This is a genomic window from Paenibacillus sp. Y412MC10 (genome assembly GCF_000024685.1).
GTDB lineage: Bacteria > Bacillota > Bacilli > Paenibacillales > Paenibacillaceae > Paenibacillus_AQ > Paenibacillus_AQ lautus_A.
Map to the genome: position 1 here is coordinate 3,478,038 of NC_013406.1, position 24,943 is coordinate 3,502,980.

Sequence of the window (24,943 nt, forward strand, 5' to 3'; positions counted from 1 at the left end):
CCCGCGGTTTCATTTAATGCCGGAATGGGCCATTGTCGCAATGACCTTGCTCTGGAATGCAAGAAAAATAATAAGGTTCGGAATGAACATAAACAGCGCCGCGGCTGCGGCCGCACCCTGCCTTGCCACGTTGTTCGCCATGTTCGAAGTCAGCGATGAGATAAAGAACGGGAACGTCTTCATCTGCTCGTCCTGCATGAACAAATTCGATGTCTCGACGTTGCCCCACGCGGTCTGGAACGAGATGATGCCAATGGTTGCGACCGCTGGAAGGATGACGGGAACTACGATCCGCAGGAACACCGTAAATTCTCTGGCGCCGTCCAGGCGAGCCGATTCCAGCAGCTCGTTCGGAATTTGATCGATGAACTGCTTCATTAAGAAGACGCCGACAGGTACGGCTACCATGGGCAAGATGTGGCCCCAGTACGTGTTCATGATCCCCAAGTTGCTGACGACGAGATAACGAGGGATCGTAACCGTCTCCGGCGCGAACAGCAGCGTCAGCATAATCGTTGCGAACACAAGCTTATAACCGGGAAACTTATGCTTCGAAAGCGGGTAGGCGCATAACGCGCTTACCCCCGTCACCGTGATGACGCTCAGCACCGCTACGGTCAAGCTGTTGAAAATGTAGCGCGTGACCGGAATAACGGAATCCGACGTAATATGGAACAGCTCGACGAAATTTTGCAAGGATGGGGTGCGAGCCCAAATCGTCGGTGGATAAATGAACAGTTCTTCGTACGGCTTTAACGCGTGATTGAAAATATAAACCAGCGGCAGGAGCATAAACGCGCTGAATAGGACGAGCAGAAATACGACAGCCTTCTCGAAGCGGCTCATCCGATGCAGCCTGGATTGTCTCTTGAAACGGAATCGCTTGCGCAGCAGCGGCATTGCCATCTTATTCATCTCCCTTCGAACCGAACAGACCCCAGCAAAACTTATTGGATAAATACATAAGCAGCAGCAAGAATACGGACAAAGCGGATGCATAGCCCAGTTCGAAACGAATAAATCCGTAATCGTCGATCTGGTTCATAATGAGATGGCCGGAATATTGCGGCGTAGGGTTCATCCCCGACAGCTCCGTGCCGATGCTGCCCGCCTTGAAGGTTCCGACGATGGCCATAACCGCTCCGAACAGCATCTGAGGCTTCATGGACGGAATCGTAATGTACCAGATTTCCTCCAGCCTGGATTTGATGCCGTCGAGTCTCCCCGCTTCGTACAGGTCGGGATTGACGTTCAAGATGCCCGCCATCATCGCCAGAAATCCGATCCCCATGCTGGACCACAGCGTAACGACGATCATGGACGACATCAGATGCTCCTTGCTCGTCACCCATAACACGGGGTCGCTTATGAATCCCCATTCGAGCAGAAAGCTGTTCAAGTAACCGATCCGGTCGCCGCTCAGCATCGGCAGCCAGACGATGGTCATTGCGATTCCCCCCATCAGCGACGGGGAATACATCGCGAGGGCAAACCATTTGCGCAAGCGTACGGGAAGAATCGTGATTAACCAGGCCAGCAGGAAGGCGGCAATGTAGCCGCACGGTCCTGCGATGATCGCGAATTTGAACGTATTCGGCAACGCGTATTTCAGAAACAACAGATCCTCCGAAATCATATAACGGAAATTCGCCCAGCCGACAAAGCGAGGCGGCTCGAGTGAGTTATAGGTCATAAAGCTGAGCAGAAACGCGCTTACGACCGGAATTAATATAAATAGGACAAAACAGATCATAAACGGCGCAATGAACAGGTACGACAACCGGAAGCGCCAAATTTCCCTCAGCAGCTCGGACGCCTTTCCTTTCGCGCGGAGCGATGTTCCGCCGGATGCGGAAGGTTTTTTCAAAGCCTGCGCGTTAATCTCTGACATATGGATTCACCCCTTCCCATGGCTGGTTGACCTCGGGCAAATCAAGCGGCCGAAGCACCTCGCCCACGCTGTCGATAATGCCGAATTCCTGCAGTTTTCTTTGCATTTCCCGTTCGATCTCCAAAGTCGACGTCTCGAGCGAACTCCGGTAATTGATGCCGTCGACGACGCTCCGGTTCCAGGCGTTCTGCAGCTCCCTTTCCAGGAAGTAGCTGCCCGGCACGTTCGGAATTTCCTTGAACCAGCGCCATTGCTCGAGAATGCCGTTCAAATCTTCCTGCTTCCACGGAAGGTGGACGAACGCTTCGATATTCGAGGTGTTCCAACGGAAGGATAGGCCGTTAATCGTCTCCAGATCGGAGCCGTACCTCTCCTGTACCTCGGCGGAGGTCCACCACTTGAGAAACTCCCAGCTTTGCTCGGCTTTTTTGGTCTTCTTGAAGATGACGGACGATTGCAGGTTGCCGCCCATCCACCTGGCCACTTCTCCGCCGCTCTGCTTGACGCCCGGAATCGGCGCGATTCCCCAATACCCGTTCAGCTCGGGAGCAGCTACCATCAGCTGGATGTACATGCTGAAGTCCGAGATGCCGATCGGGACGGTGCCGCTTCTGAACGACTGGTAAAAGCTGGCCAGCTGTTGGTCTACGGCGTATACGTTATACAGGTCGGTCCATTCCTTGAAGGCTTTGTATCCCGCTTCCGTTCCCAGAGCCGTCTGCAGGCCGTTCTTGTTGAAATAATCGGCCCCGTTCTTGAAGAAAAACGGCATATGCTGAGTCGGCGCCATATTGAGATTGTTCTGCTGCAAGGTAGGGAGCATATCATAGACCTCTTCCCAGGTGTCGGGCACCTCGAGTCCAAGCTCCTTCAATATATCTTTGCGGTAATAGAGCATGGAGAAGCTCTGCGTCTCCGGTACCGCGTAATAGCCTTTGTCGTAGTAGAAAGGCGTCCAGGAGCCCGGCGCGAAACGCTTGTATACCGCATCGAAATCCTGGAACCGCGTCAGATCGTACAGCCCGTTGCGGATCGCGTAATCGAACGGCAGCGTCTCCGGCAAACCGAGCGCGACGTCCGGCGCGATATCGGCCGCGTTCATCAGGACGAGCAAATTCGTATCCGGAAGCAAGTTGACCTTTACCTTGATACCCGTCTTCGGCGTAAACTGCTCTTCGGCCAGCTGTTGCAGAAGATTGACGTAATCGCGTCCGCGGAGCACCCATACGTTCAGCACATCGTCATCCATGCTGCTCAGCTGCTCCTTCGACTGGAACGAAGAAAAGAAATTAACGAATGTCCCTTCCAGCTTTTTGAAGAAACCCGCTTCCATCTTTGGAAACTTCTCCTTCTCCGGCACGATATAAATGCGGTCAAGCCCAAGCGGCTGGGTCTTCAGCTGCTGCAGCATCTCGGCGACCTTACCCTGCATTGTGACGAAACGGTCGGTTTTGTACGGAATCTGATTCGGATCCGCAAGCATGGAACGGATATCCTTGATCGTCGTGAACAATCCTTGCGTGACGGCATCCTTCTTGCCGTTGACCTCGATCAGCTTTTTCTGAACAGCGTCCAGCGAGTCTCCGATTGTACCGAGCTTATCCGTAAAACCGGGCAGCTCGGTATTGATTTTCCAAGTTCTGTTCGTGTCGTTGGAACCTCCGGTCAGCGCTTTCAGATCGGTCGCAAGCTCCATCAGCTCGGTTACGGTTTTCTCCAGCTCGGAGATCATCGGTTTGACGGGAGCACCGGTCGCGCGCATCGAGATCGTATTGCTTCCTTTTTCCATATAGAACAGGTATGGCTCCTCCTGCTCGTCCTCGAGCCGGACGCCCTGCCAGCCGGACTCGTACGGGAACCGGTACGCCTTCATTTCGGCGAACGGAATTTCGCCGTTGACCATAATCGTCCGGAAGGACGAACGGTTGGAGGAGTAATTTTGTTTGGTTCGCATTCCGATTTTGTAATATCCGCTTTCGGGAACGTCGAAGGTCCAGCTGATTTCGCCGTTTCCGGTTGACCAGCGCGAGCCGTCGATCGTGTTGAACGTGATTTTCCCGCGTTTATACGGCGTGCTGTTGATCTCGTTGTCATAGCGAAGCGAGATTGAGGAGACGCTTTTCCAATCGCCCTGCTCGGCTTCGATAACGATCGGCTCCCCGCTCGTTCCGGCTCCGCTTTTGCCGGCATTCACCTGCTTTGCCGTCTCGTAGTCCGGAACCTGCTCCGGATCCGACAGCTCGATGGAGCCGAGCGCGAACGGCTCGTTGCTGGTAAAGCGGAGCGTATGCTTCCCGGGCGTCAAGTACCACTGCAGCGGTTCGACGTAAGCCCCTCCCGAATCTCGCAGCGATGTCGTAATCCAGCCGCTGATATCCTCGGCCATCGGACGGATCTGATCGCCGTTCGAGTCGACGGCAGCCGGGAAAGGATCCTTCCAGCGGCGGTCCAGCGTGATGGATCTCGCTTCAAGAAACGCATTGTTTCCGTCGAACGAGACGTTAAGCAGGATCGGCCTTCTGCGGTTGCCGTCCGTAACGGGACGGTACGTCAAATCGATCTGGTACAGCCCGGCTTGCTCGATGGATACATCGTATTCAACCCATTCCTCGTTCGTAAGGCCCCAATCGAGCGCCTCCGCCCGGCCGTCCACGGTGCCGACTTGAACGCTGGCGCCTTCCGATGTACGCGCAAAGCCGGCGCCGGACAAGCTGACCTTTCCGTCATGTTCGGAAGGCGCTCCCGCTTGCTTCCATTCCGCCAGCTTATCCAGAAAGTAGGGCTCGCCCGTTTCGTTCGCTGCTGCCGTCTGCGATTCCTCCGGCGATTCCTTCTGCGGCTCCTCCGCCGACACGGCTGATGCTTCCTCCGCCGAATTCGCCGACTGCGTTCCCCCGGCGTTCCCCGCTGCTCCGACTGTCCAAGGCAGCAGCATAGCGAATGCCAATGCCGGCACGATGATTGCACGCCATCTCGTAAGCGCCCTTAACATTCATCTCTCCCCCTTTGCACCCATCATTCGTACATCAAGCTTTCCGATGTATCCTTATCGAAGTAAAGCGCTTTCGACATGTTCAGCGTAACGGTGATTTTTTGGTCCTCCTTGTAATCAAAGCCAGAAGTCGTACGGACGGCAAAGGGCGTGTCCGTTCCGATATCCACATACAGATACATATCCGCTCCCATTAGCTCCGCCACCTTGAGCGTGCCCGTTATCTGGCTGCGCGGATGACGATCGGCCATTTCCGGCTCTGCATGCGCATACTCGCATCGAATGCCGAGCACAACTCTCCGGTTCACTTTGCCGTGCTTCCGCAGCAGCTGCGCGTGCTCGTCCGAAATGGCCAGGTAGCTCCGCTGCGTCTGCAGATCCAGCTTGCCTCCGTCCGTTTCCACGACCTTCCCTTCGATGAAGTTGATCGGCGGCGTCCCGATAAAGCTCGCGACGAACATATTTCTCGGATTGCCGTAGATCAGGCGCGGACTGTCGACCTGCTGAATCACGCCGTCCTTCATGACGACGATCCGGTTGCCCATCGTCATCGCTTCCACCTGATCATGCGTTACATAAACAGTCGTCACGCCGAGTTGTTTATGAAGCCGGATAATCTCCGTACGCATCTGAACTCTTAGCTTGGCATCAAGGTTCGACAGCGGCTCGTCCATCAAGAACACGCTAGGCTTTCGGACGATCGCCCGGCCGAGCGCGACGCGCTGGCGCTGACCGCCCGACAACTGTCTCGGCTTGCGATCCAGAAACTGCTCGATCTCCAGCGTGCGCGACGTCGATTTGACCGACAGATCGATCTCGTGCTTCGGCTCCTTGCGCAGACGCAGGCCGAACGCGATATTTTCGTAAATATTCATATTCGGGTACAACGCGTAGTTCTGGAAGACCATCGCAATATCGCGATCCTTAGGCGGCAGATGATTCACCAGCTTATCCCCGATGTACAGCTCGCCGGAAGTAATATCCTCCAGCCCGGCGATCATGCGGAGCGTCGTCGATTTGCCGCAGCCAGACCCGCCGACCATGACAAGAAACTCGCCGTCCTCGATCTCTAGGTTAAAATCCTTTACGGCATATTGTTTGTCCTTGCCATATCGTTTCTCTACATGCTTTAGTACAATGCGCCCCATGGCGGCACCTCCGAACAATTGGGTATGGAATAGTCCGCTGTCTTTGTCCTGGCAATGTTCAACCTTTATTGCATGCTCCGCCGAATTCGCAGCGCCAAATACGGCCTGCCCGGCAGGCTGATCGCGCAATCGCCGGAGAAGGTCCCCTCGATCGGCTCGATCGTCATGTTCCAGGTATCGATAACTTCCGCGGTATACGCGGCGTCCTCCGAAAGCTGGACCGGACGGACGATCGGCCGGTGAATGCCGAAGTACAACAAGTAATAGTCTTCCTGTTTGCCGAGAGCCGGCACATCCTTAATCGTGTCGATGACTGTTAAATGCCGCGGCGCATCCTCCAGCACCTTCCTAAGAAATCCGATTCGATCGGGACTCGTGCCGTGCAGTTCTCCTCCGTGCGACCACCAGATGATGTTCTCGGGATGCATGTACGTCTCTCCGTGACCGACGTAAGCGCCGCGAACGGTTCCTTCCCAGAACCGGTGCGTCATCTCTTCACCTGTGATGTTGCCCCATCGGCGAGGGATATCGCCTTCGTAGCAGCACTCGTCCACGACGACCGGCTTCCCGTATGCGCGTCGGATCGAGTCTACAGCGGTAAGATCCCAGTGCTGCAGGCTGACGTGATCGACCCATGGTTTCGAGTGGTCGTAGAGATCAAGCGACGTGGGATCGTACATTTTCGTTCCGTTGTGGATGGAACGGAGATGCCCGTAAGGATCGTTTTCTTGCACGATTTGGAATAACCGGTCCCAGTCTTCTTTCCGCTTTTCCCTCATGAAATCGTACTCATTGGCCAGCGACCACCATACGTTGCGATAAGCGGCCAGGCGCGCGATGACATATCGCAAATAAAATTCATCTCGATCCGGGCTCATCCTGTCGAATCCCCAATGTCCCTTGTCGTAAGGGTGAAACAAGATGACATCCGCTTCAATCCCCAGCTCCGCCAATTGCTCAATTCGCCGTTCCAGCCCCTGGAAGAACCGCGGTTCGAACCGTTCAAGGTCGAAACCGTCTTCCTTCGAGCCCGGAAAAGCAAAGAGCGCCGGTTCGGTGACGTTGAAGGTATACCTTTTGGGAAAGACGCACATGCGTATTTTATTGAAGGGAGAATTCCGCAGCGCTTCGAGCGTCTCCGCCTGCAGCGGCTCGTTCTGGTGTACCCAAGCGTAGCAAGTCGTTCCGAACGGAATGTAGGGCGATCCGTCCGCATATTCGAATGAATCCCGCGATGCGACGCGAACGGGTCCGTGATTGCCGGCTCCGGCGTCCGTGCATTCGAACTCGCCGGTTAAGGCATCCAGCGCCGGAACGTTGCTGCTTGTCAAGAATGTCCAAGGTCCGACAGCATCCGGCATAAATCTGATTTTGTAGACGCCGTCCCCGTCGTAGAACCCATTTGCCTTCACCGTCCGCTCGCCGCTCCGGAATGCAGCCTTCAGCTGGACGCCGCTGAACGGATTTTCAAGCGTTTCATCGACATTGATAGCGGTTTCAAATACAGCCCATCTTCCAACTGTTTTGTTATAAATCACGCGTTGTCTCTCCTTCCGCATGGCCAAGCCCCCAAACAGGCCCGCCGGATGCGAATTTTCCTCATTATACAATGCTAATCTCCCCCTTTTATAGGCGATTCAGGCCGTTTCTATAGGGGGATGCAATCCGGGCAAGCGGTTCTCCGGCATTCCGGAAATTGGATTGACCCATTAGCCATGCAGAAGCGCTCGAATCATGCTGCGCGGAGCTGCAGCATGGCAAAAAAAAGCGCAATCCCGCTAGGGAATGCGCTTTCATTTTTACATTGAGGCCATTCTAAATTCCGGATCCGGCGTGCTTCTCCGGTACTCTCTGGGCGTAACGCCCGTCTTCTTGCGAAACAGCGAGTGGAAAAACTTCATATCCTGATAGCCAACCTGATTGGCGGCCTCCTGAATCGATATTTCGGTCGATTTCAGTAGCTCGCAGCAGCGCTGAACCCGGATATTTTGCAAAAATTGCATGAACGTGACGCCTGTCGTTTTCTTGAACAACCGTTGAAAGTGGCTTGGGCTCATGAACGACCTCTCCGCTACCTGCTGAACCGTGAGGTTCGTGGCAAAGTGATCGTTAATGTATTGGATGGCGTCATCCATGTTGTTCGTCGGCGTGGATACCATGCTCCCGTCGCACTCATAGCGCTGCAGCATGGCCAGGACCTGGATGAGCTGCCCCATCATCAGAAATTCATAACGAGGTCCCTTCTTCAAATATTCTCTGAACATCCCGTGCATGATGGACAAAAACTTGTCGAACTTGTCCTGGTATTGAAGCCACTTGGCCGACGGTGACGAGCCATACAACAGACTGTGCAGCTTGGTCGATTCGCAGATGACGGACTTCAATTGCTCCAGCAGGCAAGTCCGGAAGATGCAGTTGTAGATGACAAGTTGATTGTCCTGGGAAGAAGGCCGGAACACATGCGACGTGCCGATCGGTATGACGAACAGATCGCCGCGTTTGATCGGGATCAACTGATCCTCGACATAATGATATCCGCTGCCTTCCTCCACATAGCTGATTTCTATAAAATCATGGGTATGCTGCGATAGACAAAACCCTTCGACTTCGCGATTAATGAATATGTCAAAATCAGGATTAAAAAAAATATCCCCGCTCAATTCGATGATGCGCCAATTCATACGATCACCCCGGTCGAGTGTGTTTGTGATTCTACACTTCGTAAACACTTCATTACCGTTTTAATAGTAGCAAAATTTCTCAATTAAAGCGATTGCAAAAAAAGTCTATTCCGCTCTAAATTTTCATGAACGTTCGTTAAACGGGCGTCCTCCCGTTCTCCTTCACCCATTCCTCGGTAAAGCGCACATATTTGATCGCTTTCCTCAGGTACGAATAAGCGGCGTGGATGCTGCCGTCCTTTGTTCCCATAATGCTCGGATAAGAATATCCGGTTTGCTTCTCCTTATGCTCGAGATCCGACATCTGGACGTTTTTGACATGGGGCCAAGTCTTGCCGCCATCCTCCGAGATCGCGACGGTCAGCGGCGTCCGCAGCGTCTTCTTGAGCCATTCGCCATTCCTCTCGATCCAGCGGTATTGATCTCTCTCCATCGTAGAATCGTTATAGATAATCGCCAAATGCCCGTTCGCAAGCTTCGCCAATTGAATGGAGGAATTGTTGTTCGGCAAAGATGTTTTTGCCGGCTCGCTCCACGTTTTGCCGAAATCCTTGGAGACGCTGCCGTAGATGCGGTCGGCATGGCGGCTGCGGAAGACGGCGAACAACGTGCCGCCGTCGAGCTCCACAACGCTCATTTGAACACGATGAAGGCTGCCTTGCACCTCGTATTCCGACCATGTCTCTCCTTGGTCGGCCGATATAAGCACCACGCTGTAATGTCCGCCGGGCTTGCAGTAATAACAAGGCAGCAGCCATTCTCCGTTGCTCATCGCGAGAATCGGCTGACGGAGGAACATGCCGGGGCCCTCATGCAGGACAAACGGCTCCCCCCATGTATATCCTCGATCATCCGAGATGCGGCCGACGATTTTGGAGGTCTGCTGGTTGTGCGGCTCATTCGATGTATGCAGAAGCCACACCTTGTTGTCCGGCGCCTGGAAGACGAGCGGATTTTGCTCCGAGCGCTCCGGATCGGCCGCTACCTCGATCGGCTCCTCCCACCGTTCGCCGCCTGCGGGAAGCCTCGACAGCAGCACGTTCGTATCCGGATTGCCCTCGCCGCTTCCGGAGAACCAGACGCAAAGCAAATCTCCGTTGTCCAGCGCCAGCAAATTCGCCGAATGGCTATCGGGCTCGTAACGGATAGGCAGCAAGGCCTCCGTCAGCTGCGGATCCTGCTCCGATTGACTTAATATCCCGTTGTACCGTTCCGTTAATTGCATGAGTTATCCCTCTTTCGTCATTTATTCTTCGGCAACGTCGCCGCCGCCAAGCTATCCGAGGCAAAGACCGGTTGTCCGTTCAAATACAGCTTGTAGCCTGCTTCGATTCCGTCCGGATACCTGCCGAGGCCCGGCTTTCCGTAAGTGATCCGAATGTCTTGTCCCGCCGCCTTCACATGGTCAAGCTCGAAATAATCGAGACCGATATCGAGCGGTTCGAGACGGAGGCCGCCATCTTCGACGGAGAGACCCGCCACGTGGCTGACGATCAGATCGATATAATACGAGTGGTTGTATTCTTGTTCATCGCTTAACGGTTCTCCGGTGTCGCTGTTGTAATGCTCAACCAGTCCCGGCCTGTTCAGATCGCGGTTCTGGAAATGGAGGAACGAATATTCCTTCAGGCCGCGCGCGAACGCTTCATTATAAGCGTTGCCGCGGCGCTTGCTCTCGCGGGCGAGTGCGTCCAGCGTAATCGCGTTCGTGTACGGCCAAGTCGGCCCGTTCCACATGCAGCCGTTACGGCCTTTAAGAAAAAAGCCGAACCATCCGCCTTCCTTCGAGTAGGCGACGCTGTCGGCCGACACCGTCGGATAAGGGCAAGCGGTCGCGAATTGTTTCGGATCGAGCAAATGGGCAACCAGGCCGTCATGCCTCTCGTCGAGCATCTCCGCCCACGCCGGATAGAAGCCGACTATATTTTTGACAAGCGCCTTCTCGTCCGTCTGGTCATGCAGATCGTAGAAAAACGCCGACGCTTCGTCCCACATCTTCTCCAGCACGTCATGTTTGATTCGCTCCGCAAGCTGCAGGTATTTAACTGATTCCGGATCGCCCGCCGCTTCGCACAACCGGGCTACGCCGAGCGTGTTCAGATAATGATAGACGGTTCGATCCACCCGCTTCACATGCGTGTACGTTTCCGGATCCTTCGGATTGCGGGGATAATCGTGGAAATACCAATAGCTTGGCTGATATTCCTTCCCTGTCCGGGTATGCCGGTATTCCGTCATTAATCCGTCCCGTTCGTTGCCGTACACTTCCTGCCAGCTCGAGATTTGGTCTTTAAGTCCAGGAAGCGCCTTCAATATAGCGTTCTCATCGCGATGGACGAGAAACAAGCGGTAAGCCGCCCAACCAATATAGTTGGCGAAAGAGTGCATCCTCTCGTCCGCCATCAAGCAGCAGTACATGCCGTTTTCCGCCGGCGTTTCCTGCATGTTCCGCAGCGCTCCCAAGCTGGGCGCGGGATCGTGATGCCACCTGGCGTCCATCAAATGAAGCGGCACCGATAAATTGATCAGCTTGCTGAACTCCCATCCTCCCTTGGAGAACGGCCGCTTGCCCTTCTTATGGGAACGTCCTTCATAGAACAGCGGATGCTGCAGCAATCCGTAACGCGGATCGGCCATGTTGTGCCGGAGCAGGAACCACCTGTACGTCCACGTCTTGTCCAGTACCGGGTCGCTGCTCTTGAAGCGCGGCGCGGCGTCGAACCAGCGCTGGTACTCCTTCTGCTGCACGGATGCTGTCTCCTCAAGGCTTGCGGGCTTTTGGATGAAACGATTTGCGTGGCTCATTAAAGCTTCGATGCCGTCGAGCGACCGGATGCCGAGCGCCGCGGCTACAATAAACGTTTTTGTCTCGCCGGGCTGCAGGCTTACTCCGTCGCTAAGCAGTTTCGGCTCGCTTGCAACGAGGCAAGCGTCGATGTCAAAGCTGAAAAAAGGGATATCGAAACCGCCCTCCAAACCTGCATCGCCGCAGGCTCGAAAATCCGGCGGGGCAGTCGCTTGCAGCAACAGCTCGCCATCGGACCGGTTCGTCCAGGTCTGGCAGGAAACGGCGCAGTCCTCCCAAGTAATAAATTTCGTCTCCGCATAGCCGATCCGGTCGTCCGAATAGGCGAGACGGAGCTGGCTGGGATACCAATCGGCTGAAGCCGTTTCCATTTTGCAGGCATGGCCGTTAACCGTTATGGTGAACAGGAGCGGAATATTTACTTTGTGAATGAAGTCGAATCGGCCGATAAAGCCCGGTGCGGCTTCCACGTAATCGGCCCATAATCGCGCTCCCGTAGGACCGAGCAGCAGCCCTCCCGGGACGGTGCGCAGCGCCTTTCTCCCGGCCCTTAACTCCTCGTCGATCATGCTATTGCCCCCCTGTCGTACAGATTGAAACCGCCAAGCCGCCTAAGACGATGTAAGCCGTTTCACCTTATTTACCAGTATATCTGCTAGACTTTTTTTGTTCTGTGGGGTTATCGGCAAATTTATAGGGCAATCCAACCCGCTTGCCAAATCCCCTTCCTTTTTCCAAATCGAAATCACCTATGTTTTAGAAACCAACACGCGCAAAGCTATGTTTAACCCACAACGTTTCCACCGATATGAGAATTACCTGCTAAACCACATAGCGCGCAAAAGGGGATGGTCGCCCATCCCCCCTCTTGGCGCAGCTGCCCCTGAGGGCGGCGTCAACCTTTCACGATTGTTACTTTTGCGACAATTGCTCCTGGATTAACTTGTTCGCATTCTCTTCCGCTCTGCGAAGCGCCGTATTGACATCGAGGTTGCCCATCGCTATTTGCCGGACGGCATCCTTGTCGAAGGCATCCTCGATGACAATTTCATCGAATTGCGTAAGGACGCGGGATGGCGCCGGCTTGCCATAGTAGAGCGCGTCAATGTTCTTTTCGCTTGCGAACGGATAGTCGGAGAACGCCACATCGCGAACCGATTGCGTCGTAAGCGGCGTTATCATGCCTTTCTTGGACATGATCGTCTGATACTCTTCCGAGATCAAATATTTGAGCACTTCCATGGCGGCATCCTGGTTTTTCGAAAGAGCCGAAATGCCTGCATAAGTAGCATTTGGCTGCGTATTCACCCCGGGCATATCCTTGAAGGTCGGAACGGCCGCAATATCCCAGTCCATGGCGAGCGAGCTCTCGGCATCCTGCATCCAACCCGACGTATAGATATACATGCCAATTATGAAATCTCTGTTGAAGTCGACGTGCGCGAGCCAATCCTCGGTCGCGCGTTTTTGCACGCCCGGATCCCGGGTGAAGTCGTAGAACACGTTTTCGAAGATGAATTTCCATTGATCGTTATTGACGGTCGCCTTATTCGTCTCCGGATCGACAAAGCCTGCCGAATTTTGGGCGACGCGGAGATAGTGCTTCGGCGACATCCACAGACCGATGTACTGTTTGCCCCCTTCATTGCGGGTAATCTTTTTGGACAACTCCAGCGCTTCGTCCCAGGTCATTCCGTCCTTAGGATATTCCACTCCGAACCGGTCGAAGATGCCCTTGTTGTAATACATAACGAATTTGTTGTCGCTGAGCGGCAGCAGATTCACCTTTCCGTCGATTTTGACCGGCTCCAGATAGGCCGGCTCGATGGCGCTGATGTCAACGGCATGCTTCTCAATTAATGCGGTGAGGTCAAGAGCCAGATTGGCAGGTACGTAATCTTCCCTTAACTCGCCTGCCGACGACAGATACATATCGATTTGCGTGCCGGATGCGATAACCTGCTCCAATTTCTGCTCGTCCGTCTGGTTGATATAGGTAATGTTGATATTCGGGAATTTTTGCTTGATATGTTGGCCGTAGCGCTCTTCGAATTGTTCGGGGCTTGCCAAGCCGAACCAGGTCAGATCGGCTTTAAGATCCGCCGGATTTCCGGCGCCGGCATCGGCGCCTTCAGGCGGTGTCTCGTTCTGCGGGGACTCCGCATTGCCCTCGGAATTGCCGGAGCATGCCGCCAGGACGGTGAGAAGCATGACCAAAGTCAACATCATTGAAACCATTTTCCTTGCCATAATCATCATTTCCTCCCTTTCTCTATACGAAACGCGATGCGGCGCCATGAACGGGGGCCCCGGTTCACCTTGCTTCATCATTATATCGGCCAGGCTATCGTTTTTCACCGGGGTTAAAGACGAATACATAGGGCAATCCAACCCTAAAAAATAAAAAAAGGGAGATGGTCGCCCCTCTCCCTCTTCGTACGGCTGCCCCTGGAAGGCTTCGTCATCCGTGTCTGCTTGTTAATTTTGCGCCAATTGTTCCTGAATCAGCTTATTCGCTAGCTCTTCGGCATTGCGGAGCGCCGTATTGACATCGAGTTTGCCCATCGCGATTTGCCGGACGGCATCCTGGTCCAAAGCATCCTCGATAACAAGCTCGTCGAATTGCGTAAGCACGCGGGAAGGAGCCGGCTTTCCGTAGAATAGCGCTTTGATGTTCTTTTCGCTTGCGAACGGATAGTCGGCGAAAGCCGCATCGCGAACCGATTGCGTCGTAAGCGGAGTAATCATGCCTTTCTTGGATATAATCGTCTGATATTCTTCCGAGATCAAATATTTGAGCACTTGCATGGCAACATCCTGGTTTTTCGAAAGAGCCGAGATACCTACGTAAGTAGCATATGGCTGCGTGTTCACCTCAGGCATATCCTTGAAGGTCGGAACGGCTGCAATGTCCCAGTCCATGGCGAGCGAAGTATCGGCAGACGACATCCAGCCCGATGTGTAGATATACATGCCGACTAAGAATTCCTTGTTGAAATCCTTGTGCGCGAGCCACTCTTCGCTCGCTCGTTTTTGCAAGCCAGGATCCCGAGTGAAGTTGTAGAAAATATTTTCGAAAATGAATTTCCATTGGTCGTTGTTGACGGTCGCCTTATTTGTCTCCGGATCGATAAAGCCGGCCGAATTTTGAGCGACGCGGAGATAGTGCTTCGGCGACATCCACAAACCGATATACTGCTTGCCGCCTTCATTGCGGGTAATTTGTTTGGACAGCTCCAGTGCTTCATCCCAAGTCATGCCATCCCAAGGATACTTCACGCCGAACCGGTCGAAGATGCCTTTGTTGTAATACATGACGAATTTGTTGTCGGTGATCGGCAGCAAATTTACATTTCCGTCGATTTTGACCGGCTCCAGATAGGCCGGCTCGATCGTGCTGATATCGACGGCATGCTTCTCGAGCAACGGGGTGAGATTAAGCGCCATGTTGGCCGGCACGTAGTCTTCCCTTAACTCGCCGGCCGACGACAGAAACATGTCGATTTCCGTGCCGGATGCGATAACCTGCTCCAATTTCTGCTCGTCCGTCTGGTTGATATAGGTAATGTTGATATTCGGAAATTTTTGCTTGATATATTGGTTGTAACGCTCTTCGAATTGTTCGGGACCCATCAAGCCGAACCAAGTCAGATCGGCTTTCAGATCCGCCGGATTGCCGGTGCCGGCGTCGGTGCCTTCAGGCGCTGCCGACTCGGAAGGCGTGTTGCTCGCGCTCTGCGAGGGCTCCGCATTGTTTCCGGAATTGCTCGCGCAAGCCGACAGGACAGTTAGAAGCATAACCAAGGATACCATCATCGAAACCATTTTCCGCACCATAATTATCAATACCTCCCTTTATATTCAACCATTGTTTTGAATATCTTACATTGTAAGCGCTGTCTAAATTGCTATAATAACCCCCCCGTTATCCTCCTTTCAAATGAACGGCGTTATGTAATTCCTGCTGTTGACAACAATTATTATATAGACAAATCCGCTGCCAATCTTAGGGGGAAACTGCTTTTCTATAGGGGAATACGATGCATTTGAACAAGGGCTCGCCGCCATGCCGTCGCATGTCTGGCGAGCCCTAGATCCGTACTTTCTGCATCGTGCAGCCTCGAATGTAGCCTGAAATTGTACTGCATTGTGTCGGCTGGGCACGTGACGTTATTTTAAATATTTCTCGTAAATCGTCCGCGTTTCGTCGAGCCCTACCTTCTCCAGATCGCTCAAGTAGCCGTTCCATGCTTCGTCGTTGCCGATATCGATCATCCCCATAATCGCTTTCGTAGCGAACTGGTAAGCCACATCCTCGAGGGCGCTGACCGTCGAGCCCACCGTCTCTTGTTCCTCCTCGGTAAGCGGAGCGTTCTTCGGCGTCACGTTATAGTTCGGGGCAAACTCCTTCATCGCTTCCTGCTTTTTCAAATACCCGGCATCGGATTTCATGAATTCCGCGCTTTGGCTTAGCCACCAATCGAAGCCGTGCTGCTCCGCCACCTTCTGACGATCGAGCCCTTCCTTGTATTTCATCGTCCCGCCTTCGTTCACGTAGGTGACGTTGTCCAGGCCCGCCTGATGGAACAGCTGTCCTTCCGGCGTGGCGCCCCATTCGACATATTCGATTAGGCGGTCCAGCTTCTCCGGCTCGTCGGCAAGCTTGCTGCTGAAGACCGGACCGAACAACGAGAAGTTAAGCGGCTTGAATTCCAGTGCAGGTTGCTCCGAAGCGCTTGGCAGCATGCGCGCGAATTCCCACAGGCCTTCCGGAATATCCGTTAAGGCGTAGTCCGGGTCGACCGTATGGCTTGCGTATTGGAAGTCCAGCAGCACCTTGCCCGTGAGGCGCTTCGCTTTCCACTGATTTTTACCGCAAGGATGCGTTCGATAAGGCCGGCATCGCTTCGTTCCCGGCCACGATGGATGAGCTGTACGAGTCGGCGAAGAAGCTGAAAGAAGTCTATCCCGATTCCGTGCCGATCGGCGTTCGCGGCTGCAAGGAAACGGCGGCGTCAAAAACTTGATGATCGGCTTCCGCCAGGCGTTCCGCAATACGCAAAACAGCAACACGCGCGGATGCTTTGTCAACGCCAGGTTCCATACCACCTTGCCGCCTTCGTCCGGATCGTTCCAGAAATCCACGTCATCGGGTCGCTGCTCGCCACGGTCGGCAGCATATAGAGCTTGCCGTTGCTGCTGCCGTTCCCGTTATTTGCCTGGCTGCAGCCCGTCGCCGCGACCACCCCGCAATCGCGAGCAGCGCCACTTTCCGTTTCCGGCCGAACGGGACGTCGCCGATCCACAGCGGCTGAGCGTCCAGCTTGTCGAGCCGGTTCGCGGAAATGACGGCTTCGCTTTTCTCCAGGTAGACAAACAGATCGGAGAAGAGCTGGTTCGTCGACAGCATGTTCAATTCGTTCTACTGCAGCTGGGAGAACTTGTACACCGCCTGGGGCTGCCATGAAGCGTCGGCGGTAATCATCGCATTCAGCAGCTCCGAATCGAGCGACAGCTGGGACACGATATCGCGGATTTCCGTCAACAGCCGGTTTAGCGCCTCCTCGCTCTGCTCCAGCATCGCCAGGTTCAGCTCCGCCGCGTCCTCGCCCACGACCTGAACCGTCTGGTAATAGGCATAGGCGCCTACCAGCAGCGGAATCAACAGGATGAGCACGTAGGACAATAAAAATTTGCCGAACAGCTTTCGATTGCCGTTAAATTCGAACACCTGTTTTCGTTCCATCGGTCATCGCTCCTTTGAAGCCATAATCGCCCGCAAACGCAAACGGCCGACGCCGCCTAAGGCAGCGTCAGCTCGTATGGGTTGACCCTCCGCTACTTCCACGTCAAGGGAACGTTTCCCGGTCTGTCCTGCAGCGCTTCCGCTAGATGAAGCAGCGCCAGCGGCAGCGGATCGTCGGTCAAAATCCGTTCCTCCGAAACAAACGCGCCGTTATCGGCAACTTTCGTAAGCAATTGCTCTCCCATCTGCCGGGCATAGGATAAAAATCTGCGGTCGTCCGTCGCCTTATACAGCTCCAACAAGCCGTACAGCAGACGGTAATCGGCGTTGTCCTCCCTCTGCTCCCAAGTGCGGACGCCGCCCCCGCTTGGTTGGCCGATATCTCCCGCGCCCATCCCATCGGCGATGGATTTCGCCATCTCCCATAGAAACGGATCGCGCGAATGCCGGTAGCCTGCCGCGTACATCCAGAAAAAATCCGGACCAGCGGGGATTGCGCCAAACACCCTCCCTTTCGGCCCGAAGTAGCCGTCGCGATCCAGCGACAGCCCTTCGATCGGGTATCCGTCGGTCAGCATCGGGACAAAGCTGTTGTCGGATCGGCGGTATGCGATTCTCCCCCAAGCCGCTATTTCCTCGCAGGCCCATCGGATGAAGCATTCCGCCACTTCCCCCGCTTGTTCGCCGATCGCCAGCATACAGCGCTGGACGACGGGCCGCGGCTTGAAGAGCGTCCCTTCATAGACGTCATGGCCTTCCGGAATAAGCGGCGCCAGCTGATACTGCGCCCGGTCGCCCTTTACCGCTGGGCCGTTGCACCAGGAGTTTGCGGATTGGCTGAATTGGTAGCCGCTGATCCCGATGCCGGGCTGTCTCGTTTCCACGTAACGGCGCGCCAGCCGTTTCGACCACGCCAGCGGCGCTTTCTCGCCCGACAGCTTCGCCAGCATCGCGGCAGCGTAATACAGATCGCTGCCGGCGTTTACGAACGTCAATCCGCGTCCCCAGAAAAATACGTCACCGCCCTTGTATTCATGCTCCCATAACCGTCCAGGCGGCGTTCCGTAAGGTCCGTGTCGGTTGAAATCCAGGCGCGACCAGTCCAGGATATGCGCATTCCACATCGCTTCGATATACCGTCTTGTTCCTTCCGGATCCGCCCGCCACATCAGCTCGTAATCCGGGTAATGAAATTTCAGCTCGTGCACCTTCGATTTGTCTTTGGCGTATTCGATCGATCTGTTCTCTACGTTGTATGCGGTATGGCCTCCCCACAAGAGCAGGCCGCCGTCATCTGTCTGGCTATCCAGTAGAAAGCGGTTGACCGCGAGCGCGCGTTCTTCGTACGCCGGATCGCCCGTCAGCCGGGTAAGGCCGCATAGCAGCTTTTGCCAGCGCTGCTGGCTTGCGGGACTCGCGAGCAGCGCTTCGCGGTTCACATGATCCGGATCGTATGCGACCGGCGATAGCGTGCGCGAATCTAACGCGTTGACAAACAAGGGGGTTTCTCCGGCTTTGTCCGATGCGTGCTTCAGCAGCAGGCCGGCGTGCTTTGCTACTAGCCCGATCAGCCCGGCCGCCGCTTCCGAGTCGGTTTTCACTGGACCATCTCCACCTCCTTCATTTCGTACAGCCAATCGAGTAGCGTACGCTCTTCGTTTTGCGGATCGAATTCCCGGTCGGACAGGTTCTGATGCAGCTCAATGACGCCAAGAATCAGAAACGCCCCTTTGCCGAAACGAAGCGTATGCCGGCCGGCCTCGTAAGGCAAAGCATGGACATGGACCGAAGGATAGACGAACAGCCGTATGCCTCTGCGGATCACCGGATCCAATCCGAATGTATACTGGTCGACGGCAGCGACTCCCCCAGGCTTCATCCATTGGTCGTCTCTGGAATTGAAGCATCCTACCAGAATCAGGGAAGGCTCCTTCAGCTCCACGTCGAGCCGAATTTCTTCGTGCGCCGCCCGCAGCTGGCTGTACCTTATTCCCGTCAAGCCGTACAATTCCTCCGCGCAGCTTATAATCGGAATGTCGCCGTCGGTGAAGACGCGGGCGCCTTTCTCGATCCGGTACAGCTCGGCATCCTCGCTCAACAGCGTAAAGCTTGCCTGACGATATCGCCGATAGGAAACGGACGGCGCCTGATTCAGGGACGCCGGCATTTTGCCAGCCCGCAGCTCTCCGATACGCTGTCGGAAAACGGCAAGCTCCCGTTCGAACAGGGGGAGACAGTCCCTCCAATGGTTGATGAATTCCCCCTCGCGGAACGGGATTTTGCGATGCGCCGTCTGCATGCCGTTTGCGAATCCGTAATGCTTCTCCGTCGTTTCCGCCAGCTTGCGGTATGCGGCTACGCTTTTGTCCAACCATTCCGCCGCCTCCTCCAGCAGCGACACCCTTTCGGCGTATTTTCCGAAGGCGGTATGCTTATACATGAACACGAGCAGCGCGGCTCTTACCTTGTACGTATACGTATTCGTCATCGCTTTGATCGCGTCAATATCGGCAGCAAGACGTTCGAACTCGGCTTTATTTTTTTTCACGGTCATCCTAGCCTGCTTTGCCGCTTTCGAAGCTTCTTCAGAAGCACGCTCTACTTCCTCCACGATATCGAGCGGCGTCTCGCCCAGATGAGGCATGCCCGCCAGTTGCTTCAACACGAACTCCTCCAGCCTCTCTCCTTGCGGAGCATGCGATTCCCACAGCTCGGACCATGGGACGTGCCGTTCCGGATTCGTCAGCTGACTCATCGTCATGCCGAGGCTCATCGTCTGGCGGTTGCCTTGCGTTATGCCAAAACGACGCAGCAGCTTGGGCGCGCAAGTCCCGATCGTTTCATAGGCGTGCAACAAATGCTCGGCCGACTGCCTGCTTCCGTACTTTTCCTCCAGTCGGGCTATCCAGTGGCTTTTCTCCGCCTTCCCGTCCCGGTCCGAATTCCATGCGTAACGGAGCCACGCTTCAAACCAGATCCAGTCGCGGTCCACCTGCTTGATCGGGTGCTCCGACCTGTCCGGCGAATAAGGCCAGCTCCAGTAGGACAGCGGGAAAATTTGCAGCGCCGAGGCTTTTAAGCGGTACCTCGCCGCCTGAACGCAGCGTTGAATAAAGGATGGAGCTCCCCAGCGGAACGGTTCCAAATTGGCATTCATATGCACGGTGACGAGGTGTTTGCCATCGCGCTCTGCCAGCCGCCGATGCAGCCCTTGCGCTCCCCCCCTTGGCGTCCAGGTGGTGAGGGATTCCCCGTTGAATTTCATTTCGCTGTGAAGATTGGGATAAAGCCCGTCAGCCTCTTTCATCACCTTCTCGATGTCGATGGCGTGCGAGCGCACGACGACGGGCGGCGGCTCCGCGGCAGCCGACTGGCCGAAGCCTTCCATGATGCCGGGCAGAATCGTTTCGCACAGCCATTCCGCCCCGTACATTTGCCCCTTCAGCTTTTCGCCCAGACAGACCATCAGGCCGACCGAAGGGAAAGCGCGTACAAACGCGGTCAGCAAGCGGCGGAAATAATCGCTAGTCTCTGGCAAAGGCTTTAACTGCTTATAAGACAAACCGTGCTTGTCGGCAAAACCTTGCGGAATATGAATGCTGTAGAAGGCCAAAAAGCACTGTATCCCGCGCCTGTCCGCCTCTTCCGTCAGCCAATGCAGCAAGCTTGCATTCTCCTCCAGTTGATCCTTCGTCACCTCCCGCGCCTCCGGCTCGCCCGGCAGATCGATCAGCGAGGCGAACGGATTCGCGTTCCATAGGTAAAGGGAGTTGCCCCGGTGCTCGAGCAGCATGTCCAGGTAGTCGAGCCACATGACTCTGTCGTAAAACCAAGGAAAGCGGTCTGGCGTCAGAGGATATTCGAAGGGCTGCCGCCCGGGTTCCACGTGCTGCTTCTGCATGCCGATGGCGGGTCCGCGCCAGTCCAGGCATGGCGTGTCCCCGAACGACAGCTCGCGCGGCAGTCCTCCTTCCTCGCGGATTCGGACCGCCAGCTCCTGGCATCCGTACAGCGCGCCGCTATCGTTCCCGCCGGAGACCACGACTAGCCGGCCCGGACATGATGCCAGATAGAAGCCTTCGCCGGTAGGCTCATCCGTATGATAGAGCAGCACATCGCGCGCCTCGAGCTCCGCGAGCAGCTCGGAGCCCGTGCGGCGCCCTACGTAAATTTTGCGGTTGCCCGTATCGCGATAACGGTTCCATGCCCAACCACCCGCCTTTTCCTCCACCATGTAATCGCAAGCCTCGAGCGCTTCTCTCAGCAGCCGCACGCCATGCAGCATACGGGGAGAAGCGTCCAAATCGTAGCCAATCGCAATCATTTCCAGCATGCGGCTTCCTCTCCTTCATCAGGTCTGTTAATCGGTTATGGTAACCGCCTCGGTATTGACCAACGTATAAGGCTCGCCGTTCTCCGGAAGCACTTTCGTCTGCCGGAACGTAATGTTCCGGGCATTCGTACAGGTCGCGCCGTTGCGGGCGGTTAGCTGCACCCGGTCGAAGACGATATTTTCAATCGGCATTTCCGGAAGCCCTTTGATGTGCAGCGCCGTATGCGCTCCGATGCACGTTGTGTCGCTGATATGGAAATCGCGGAATACCGGCGTTTCCTCCGTAACGGCCACCGGATCGTCCGTATTGTTTTTGCCTGAGTAATAAGAGCTGAATATGATGGCTTCCTTGGCGATTTCCTTCATGAGGACGCCTCGGATATAGATGCGTTCGACCGTTCCGCCGCGGCCTCTCGTGCTCTTGAAACGCAGACCTGCGTCCGTTCCGATAAACACGCAATCCGTTATGGCAATATTCCGGACATCGCCGGACATTTCGCTGCCGATGACGAAGCCGCCATGGCCGTGGAATACTTGGCAGTTCCGTATCGTGACATATTCGGTTGGGACTGCCAGCGCCCTGCCGTCGGCATCTTTGCCGGACTTGATGCAGATGGCGTCATCGCCCACGTCGAATACGGAATCGTATATGTTCGCATACCGGCAGGAGTCGAGATCTAGACCGTCGCCGTTCTGCGAATGCCACTGATTCCGGATCGAGACATTGCGGATGGTCACATGCTCGCACAGCCAAGGATGCACATTCCAAGCCGGCGAATTGCGGAAGGTAGGGCCATCAAACAGCACTTTGCGGCACCGGTCCAATTGCACCAGCGTCGGCCTTAAATGGTCGCGGGCCGGCTCGAACGCGGACGGATCCTGCACATTCTGCGCAATTAAGCTCTTCACGAGCGCCGCGCTCTTAAGCGACTGCTCCGTTGGCCACCAGACTCCGCCTTCCTCATAACCGCCGGACTGGATCAATTGCTTCCACTGCCCCTCCGTCAGCTTCATTCGTTTCACCGGCCGCCAAGCCTCTCCCGAGCCGTCGAAAATACCCGTTCCCGTTATGGCGACATTTTCCAAATCCTCTCCATAAATGGCCGGCATGCATCTAACGGTGCGCAATCCTTCGTAGCTCGTACGGATCAACGGATAATCGTCGCGGTTCGCGCTGAAATGGACGAGGGCCCCCGCGTCGGCATGCAGCCGAATGCCGCTTTGCAGCCGAATCGGGCCGGTCAGCCATAGACCTGCAGGAATAAGGACCGTGCCTCCGCCCTGCGAGGCGCATGCTTCTATCGCTGCAGCGAACGCCTCCGTATTGTCGCTTAGTCCGTCTCCGATCGCGCCGAAATCGGCAATGTTAAACGTCCCGTCCGGAAATACCGGCAATTCCACTTCAGGCATGTCGAACGGCAATGCTTCGTTGCCTGCTTGTTTGGTCATCGCCACTTGTTCGTGCCTCCTTCAATCGTATGGATGTTAACGTTGTTTATATAGTAAGAAACGGCCTTCGCCGGTTCGTCCGCTTCCGGCAAATCCGCGGTCACAAGCGGCGTTTCCGCATGCGGCTCCCGGCGCATCGGTCCAGTGCGAAGCACGAGCTTTTCGAGCGTGTAAGCCGGCATGGAGAACTGGAAAGCCTTTGGAGCCGGCTCGCCGTCTACTTCGAATTCAAACCGCTGTCTATCCGTATCGAAGCGGACGGTCAGCTCGTACCACCGATCCGGCTCGTAGCGCTGCAGCTCCTTCCAGGTGCCGGCTTGCAGTACTTGCAGCGTTCCGTCCGAATGAAAACGAATCCGTATAGGCGCCGCGCTCTTGGCATCGCATAGCTCGATATACAGCTGGCCGTCATTCGCCTGCTTCGCCAATATCCGGATTCGAAGCTCGCCTGCGGCGCATTCCTCGAACACGCGCTCCGCCTTCGCGTAATCGTAGGGATCCGCGTCGTTCAGCTCCAGGCTCCTGTCGCGCTCGGATGGAAACGCCGCGACGGAGACGCTCGCCCATTGCGGGCTGTACACGTTCCAGTCCTGCACCCGATCTTCTGGCGACAGGTTGTCGAACGTATCGTTGACCGGCCCGCTGACCCGGTACTCAATCGGCACCGGAATTTCGCTGACCCAGATATCCTCCTTGTTCGCGCTGTAGGTCACCCACATGCTGCCGCCCGGCGGAGAACCGTCTGCCGCTTCGATGCCGCGGACATAGCTGTTGCCGTAATTTTTATGAAACCCGAAATAGCGCCTCGGCGGAACTTCCCCGTTTACGACGAGCAAATCGTCAAACGTTAACCCGTCATCGCCCGTCACGACCGCAAGCGGCCATCTGTGGTTGCCGATCGGCGAAGGATTGTATAGAAGCGCATATTTGGAATCCGAGGTGCGTTCTCCCCACACTTTTCCGCCTGCCATAATAAGGGATGGAGAGCGCGTCTGCTTGGACCATGTACGCCCTTCGTCCTCCGTTACCGCATGAACCGAATGCTTCCATAGCCCAGCGATCCGTCCGTCAGGCAGCCGGTAAGAGTTGAAGGCCGTTCCCCCTTCCACCGCGTAGAAGCCGTCCCGGCTGCGATCCTCTTCCCACCATTGAAGCGTGGTCACGCGGTCCGCCAGCAGCTCCTCGCAGGCTTCGCGAAAGCCTTCGTCTCCGGACTCCGTATACAAGGGATACTTTATGTTCTCCTCGGACCAGCCGGAATGACGGTTCAGCCGGACGAAATGGATCGGCCCGGAGCTGCCGTCCTCTCCGATCTCTCGCACGACGCGGCCAATGCCTTTTCCGTTGTTCGGACTGACGCTTGGCAGCGGGCAAAATCCGTAAAACGCCGACGCCAACAATCTGCCGTTCGAAGCGGCGAAAAAGCCCATCCGTTGATGCATGACGCTATACGTCCCCTCCGGAAGAATCTCGCCGTCCGGATAATGATGCTCTTGATCCAGCTGGTATGGAGGAAACAAGACGACGGGCGTCGACCAATGCCAGCCGTCCTTCGATGTCGTCAGCAGCGTCTGGCCTGGCGGCACATGCTCGTGAACGGGGCAGCTAAGATACTCCAAATAAAAGCAGCCTTTCCAGTAGGCCAGCATCGGAGCATGGTTGTAGGTCCAACCGCTGCCCTCCGACAACTCCGGATGCGAACGGTTTGCCCGCAACACCTGCCTGCTCCGGACGCCAATCGCGGGACGCAGCTGTCCATGATGATAGTCCAGGTTGGCGGTCACGCCGCCGATATATCGAATTTGGTTCTCCGGTTGATCCATTAGGCCCTCCATTAGTTAGGTTAACTACACTTTACACGGTTTTGGAACTATATTTATAGGCTAATCGCACCGTG

18 protein-coding genes are annotated in these 24,943 nt (G+C 55.4%); 1 reads left to right on the top strand and 17 read right to left on the bottom strand.

All coding sequences use genetic code 11. The features are described 5' to 3' along the window. Nucleotides 1-9: 9 nt before the first annotated feature. The 11 genes from GYMC10_RS15060 to GYMC10_RS33285 form a co-directional block, all read right to left on the bottom strand. A complete protein-coding gene (locus GYMC10_RS15060; RefSeq protein ID WP_015735275.1) occupies nucleotides 10-906 on the bottom strand; it encodes a carbohydrate ABC transporter permease in 897 nt (298 codons plus the stop codon). Nucleotide 907: 1 nt separating this feature from the next. Then, nucleotides 908-1,891 (bottom strand): carbohydrate ABC transporter permease, encoded by a 984-nt coding sequence (locus GYMC10_RS15065; protein WP_015735276.1) that lies wholly within the window; start codon nucleotides 1,889-1,891, stop codon nucleotides 908-910. After that, on the bottom strand, nucleotides 1,878-4,883 hold the full coding sequence (locus tag GYMC10_RS15070) for an extracellular solute-binding protein (RefSeq protein ID WP_015735277.1): 3,006 nt from the start codon (nucleotides 4,881-4,883) through the stop codon (nucleotides 1,878-1,880). The genes GYMC10_RS15065 and GYMC10_RS15070 overlap by 14 nt, the downstream gene beginning before the upstream one ends. A 23-nt stretch (nucleotides 4,884-4,906) precedes the next feature. After that, nucleotides 4,907-6,031, bottom strand: coding sequence for an ABC transporter ATP-binding protein (locus GYMC10_RS15075; protein WP_015735278.1), 1,125 nt, complete (start codon nucleotides 6,029-6,031; stop codon nucleotides 4,907-4,909). A gap of 65 nt (nucleotides 6,032-6,096) precedes the next feature. Then, a complete protein-coding gene (locus tag GYMC10_RS15080; RefSeq protein ID WP_261979726.1) occupies nucleotides 6,097-7,641 on the bottom strand; it encodes a DUF5605 domain-containing protein in 1,545 nt (514 codons plus the stop codon). Nucleotides 7,642-7,830: 189 nt separating this feature from the next. Beyond that, nucleotides 7,831-8,712 (bottom strand): AraC family transcriptional regulator, encoded by an 882-nt coding sequence (locus tag GYMC10_RS15085; protein WP_015735280.1) that lies wholly within the window; start codon nucleotides 8,710-8,712, stop codon nucleotides 7,831-7,833. A gap of 136 nt (nucleotides 8,713-8,848) precedes the next feature. Beyond that, the gene (locus GYMC10_RS15090) at nucleotides 8,849-9,937 is read right to left on the bottom strand and encodes a sialidase family protein (protein ID WP_015735281.1); all 1,089 of its coding nucleotides are present in this window, start codon (nucleotides 9,935-9,937) and stop codon (nucleotides 8,849-8,851) included. 17 nt (nucleotides 9,938-9,954) lie between these two features. Next, the gene (locus GYMC10_RS15095) at nucleotides 9,955-12,087 is read right to left on the bottom strand and encodes an MGH1-like glycoside hydrolase domain-containing protein (RefSeq protein WP_015735282.1); all 2,133 of its coding nucleotides are present in this window, start codon (nucleotides 12,085-12,087) and stop codon (nucleotides 9,955-9,957) included. Between the two features lie 343 nt (nucleotides 12,088-12,430). Then, nucleotides 12,431-13,747 (bottom strand): extracellular solute-binding protein, encoded by a 1,317-nt coding sequence (locus tag GYMC10_RS15100; protein WP_036662977.1) that lies wholly within the window; start codon nucleotides 13,745-13,747, stop codon nucleotides 12,431-12,433. A gap of 249 nt (nucleotides 13,748-13,996) precedes the next feature. Beyond that, on the bottom strand, nucleotides 13,997-15,355 hold the full coding sequence (locus GYMC10_RS15105) for an extracellular solute-binding protein (protein ID WP_015735284.1): 1,359 nt from the start codon (nucleotides 15,353-15,355) through the stop codon (nucleotides 13,997-13,999). A gap of 333 nt (nucleotides 15,356-15,688) precedes the next feature. Then, on the bottom strand, nucleotides 15,689-16,354 hold the full coding sequence (locus tag GYMC10_RS33285; RefSeq protein ID WP_410002334.1) for a hypothetical protein: 666 nt from the start codon (nucleotides 16,352-16,354) through the stop codon (nucleotides 15,689-15,691). A gap of 86 nt (nucleotides 16,355-16,440) precedes the next feature. On the opposite strand from GYMC10_RS33285, the gene GYMC10_RS32260 reads away from it, so the two are divergent. Next, entirely contained in the window at nucleotides 16,441-16,545 is a 105-nt protein-coding gene (locus tag GYMC10_RS32260; protein WP_327196876.1) for a hypothetical protein, read from the top strand. 119 nt (nucleotides 16,546-16,664) lie between these two features. Here GYMC10_RS32260 and GYMC10_RS15115 read toward each other — a convergent pair whose 3' ends face one another. The 6 genes from GYMC10_RS15115 to GYMC10_RS15140 all read right to left on the bottom strand — a co-directional run bounded on the left by GYMC10_RS15115 (nucleotide 16,665) and on the right by GYMC10_RS15140 (nucleotide 24,869). Next, the gene (locus tag GYMC10_RS15115) at nucleotides 16,665-16,928 is read right to left on the bottom strand and encodes a hypothetical protein (RefSeq protein WP_015735286.1); all 264 of its coding nucleotides are present in this window, start codon (nucleotides 16,926-16,928) and stop codon (nucleotides 16,665-16,667) included. 12 nt (nucleotides 16,929-16,940) lie between these two features. Next, nucleotides 16,941-17,264: a hypothetical protein gene (locus tag GYMC10_RS15120; RefSeq protein WP_015735287.1), complete on the bottom strand. Its 324-nt coding sequence runs from the start codon at nucleotides 17,262-17,264 to the stop codon at nucleotides 16,941-16,943. A gap of 92 nt (nucleotides 17,265-17,356) precedes the next feature. Next, nucleotides 17,357-18,865, bottom strand: a complete 1,509-nt coding sequence (locus GYMC10_RS15125) for a pectate lyase (protein WP_015735288.1) — start codon at nucleotides 18,863-18,865, stop codon at nucleotides 17,357-17,359. Next, nucleotides 18,862-21,597 (bottom strand): hypothetical protein, encoded by a 2,736-nt coding sequence (locus GYMC10_RS15130; protein ID WP_015735289.1) that lies wholly within the window; start codon nucleotides 21,595-21,597, stop codon nucleotides 18,862-18,864. The genes GYMC10_RS15125 and GYMC10_RS15130 overlap by 4 nt, the downstream gene beginning before the upstream one ends. 27 nt (nucleotides 21,598-21,624) lie before the next feature. Beyond that, complete coding sequence (locus GYMC10_RS15135; protein ID WP_041622183.1) at nucleotides 21,625-23,046, bottom strand: glycoside hydrolase family 28 protein; 1,422 nt, start codon at nucleotides 23,044-23,046, stop codon at nucleotides 21,625-21,627. Beyond that, nucleotides 23,043-24,869 carry a sialidase family protein gene (locus GYMC10_RS15140; protein ID WP_015735291.1) on the bottom strand — a complete coding sequence of 609 codons (1,827 nt, stop codon included), beginning with the start codon at nucleotides 24,867-24,869 and terminating at the stop codon, nucleotides 23,043-23,045. Before GYMC10_RS15140 ends, GYMC10_RS15135 begins: the two co-directional genes overlap by 4 nt. Nucleotides 24,870-24,943: the final 74 nt, after the last annotated feature.

Coding starts and splice junctions, on each gene's coding strand:
- GYMC10_RS15060 (WP_015735275.1), bottom strand. CDS start 906: ATGGCAATGCCGCTGCTGCGCAAGCGATTCCGTTTCAAGAGACAATCC.
- GYMC10_RS15065 (WP_015735276.1), bottom strand. CDS start 1,891: ATGTCAGAGATTAACGCGCAGGCTTTGAAAAAACCTTCCGCATCCGGC.
- GYMC10_RS15070 (WP_015735277.1), bottom strand. CDS start 4,883: ATGTTAAGGGCGCTTACGAGATGGCGTGCAATCATCGTGCCGGCATTG.
- GYMC10_RS15075 (WP_015735278.1), bottom strand. CDS start 6,031: ATGGGGCGCATTGTACTAAAGCATGTAGAGAAACGATATGGCAAGGAC.
- GYMC10_RS15085 (WP_015735280.1), bottom strand. CDS start 8,712: ATGAATTGGCGCATCATCGAATTGAGCGGGGATATTTTTTTTAATCCT.
- GYMC10_RS15090 (WP_015735281.1), bottom strand. CDS start 9,937: ATGCAATTAACGGAACGGTACAACGGGATATTAAGTCAATCGGAGCAG.
- GYMC10_RS15095 (WP_015735282.1), bottom strand. CDS start 12,087: ATGATCGACGAGGAGTTAAGGGCCGGGAGAAAGGCGCTGCGCACCGTC.
- GYMC10_RS15100 (WP_036662977.1), bottom strand. CDS start 13,747: ATGATGTTGACTTTGGTCATGCTTCTCACCGTCCTGGCGGCATGCTCC.
- GYMC10_RS15105 (WP_015735284.1), bottom strand. CDS start 15,355: ATGGTGCGGAAAATGGTTTCGATGATGGTATCCTTGGTTATGCTTCTA.
- GYMC10_RS32260 (WP_327196876.1), top strand. CDS start 16,441: ATGGATGAGCTGTACGAGTCGGCGAAGAAGCTGAAAGAAGTCTATCCC.
- GYMC10_RS15115 (WP_015735286.1), bottom strand. CDS start 16,928: ATGCTGTCGACGAACCAGCTCTTCTCCGATCTGTTTGTCTACCTGGAG.
- GYMC10_RS15120 (WP_015735287.1), bottom strand. CDS start 17,264: ATGGAACGAAAACAGGTGTTCGAATTTAACGGCAATCGAAAGCTGTTC.
- GYMC10_RS15130 (WP_015735289.1), bottom strand. CDS start 21,597: ATGCTGGAAATGATTGCGATTGGCTACGATTTGGACGCTTCTCCCCGT.
- GYMC10_RS15135 (WP_041622183.1), bottom strand. CDS start 23,046: ATGACCAAACAAGCAGGCAACGAAGCATTGCCGTTCGACATGCCTGAA.
- GYMC10_RS15140 (WP_015735291.1), bottom strand. CDS start 24,869: ATGGATCAACCGGAGAACCAAATTCGATATATCGGCGGCGTGACCGCC.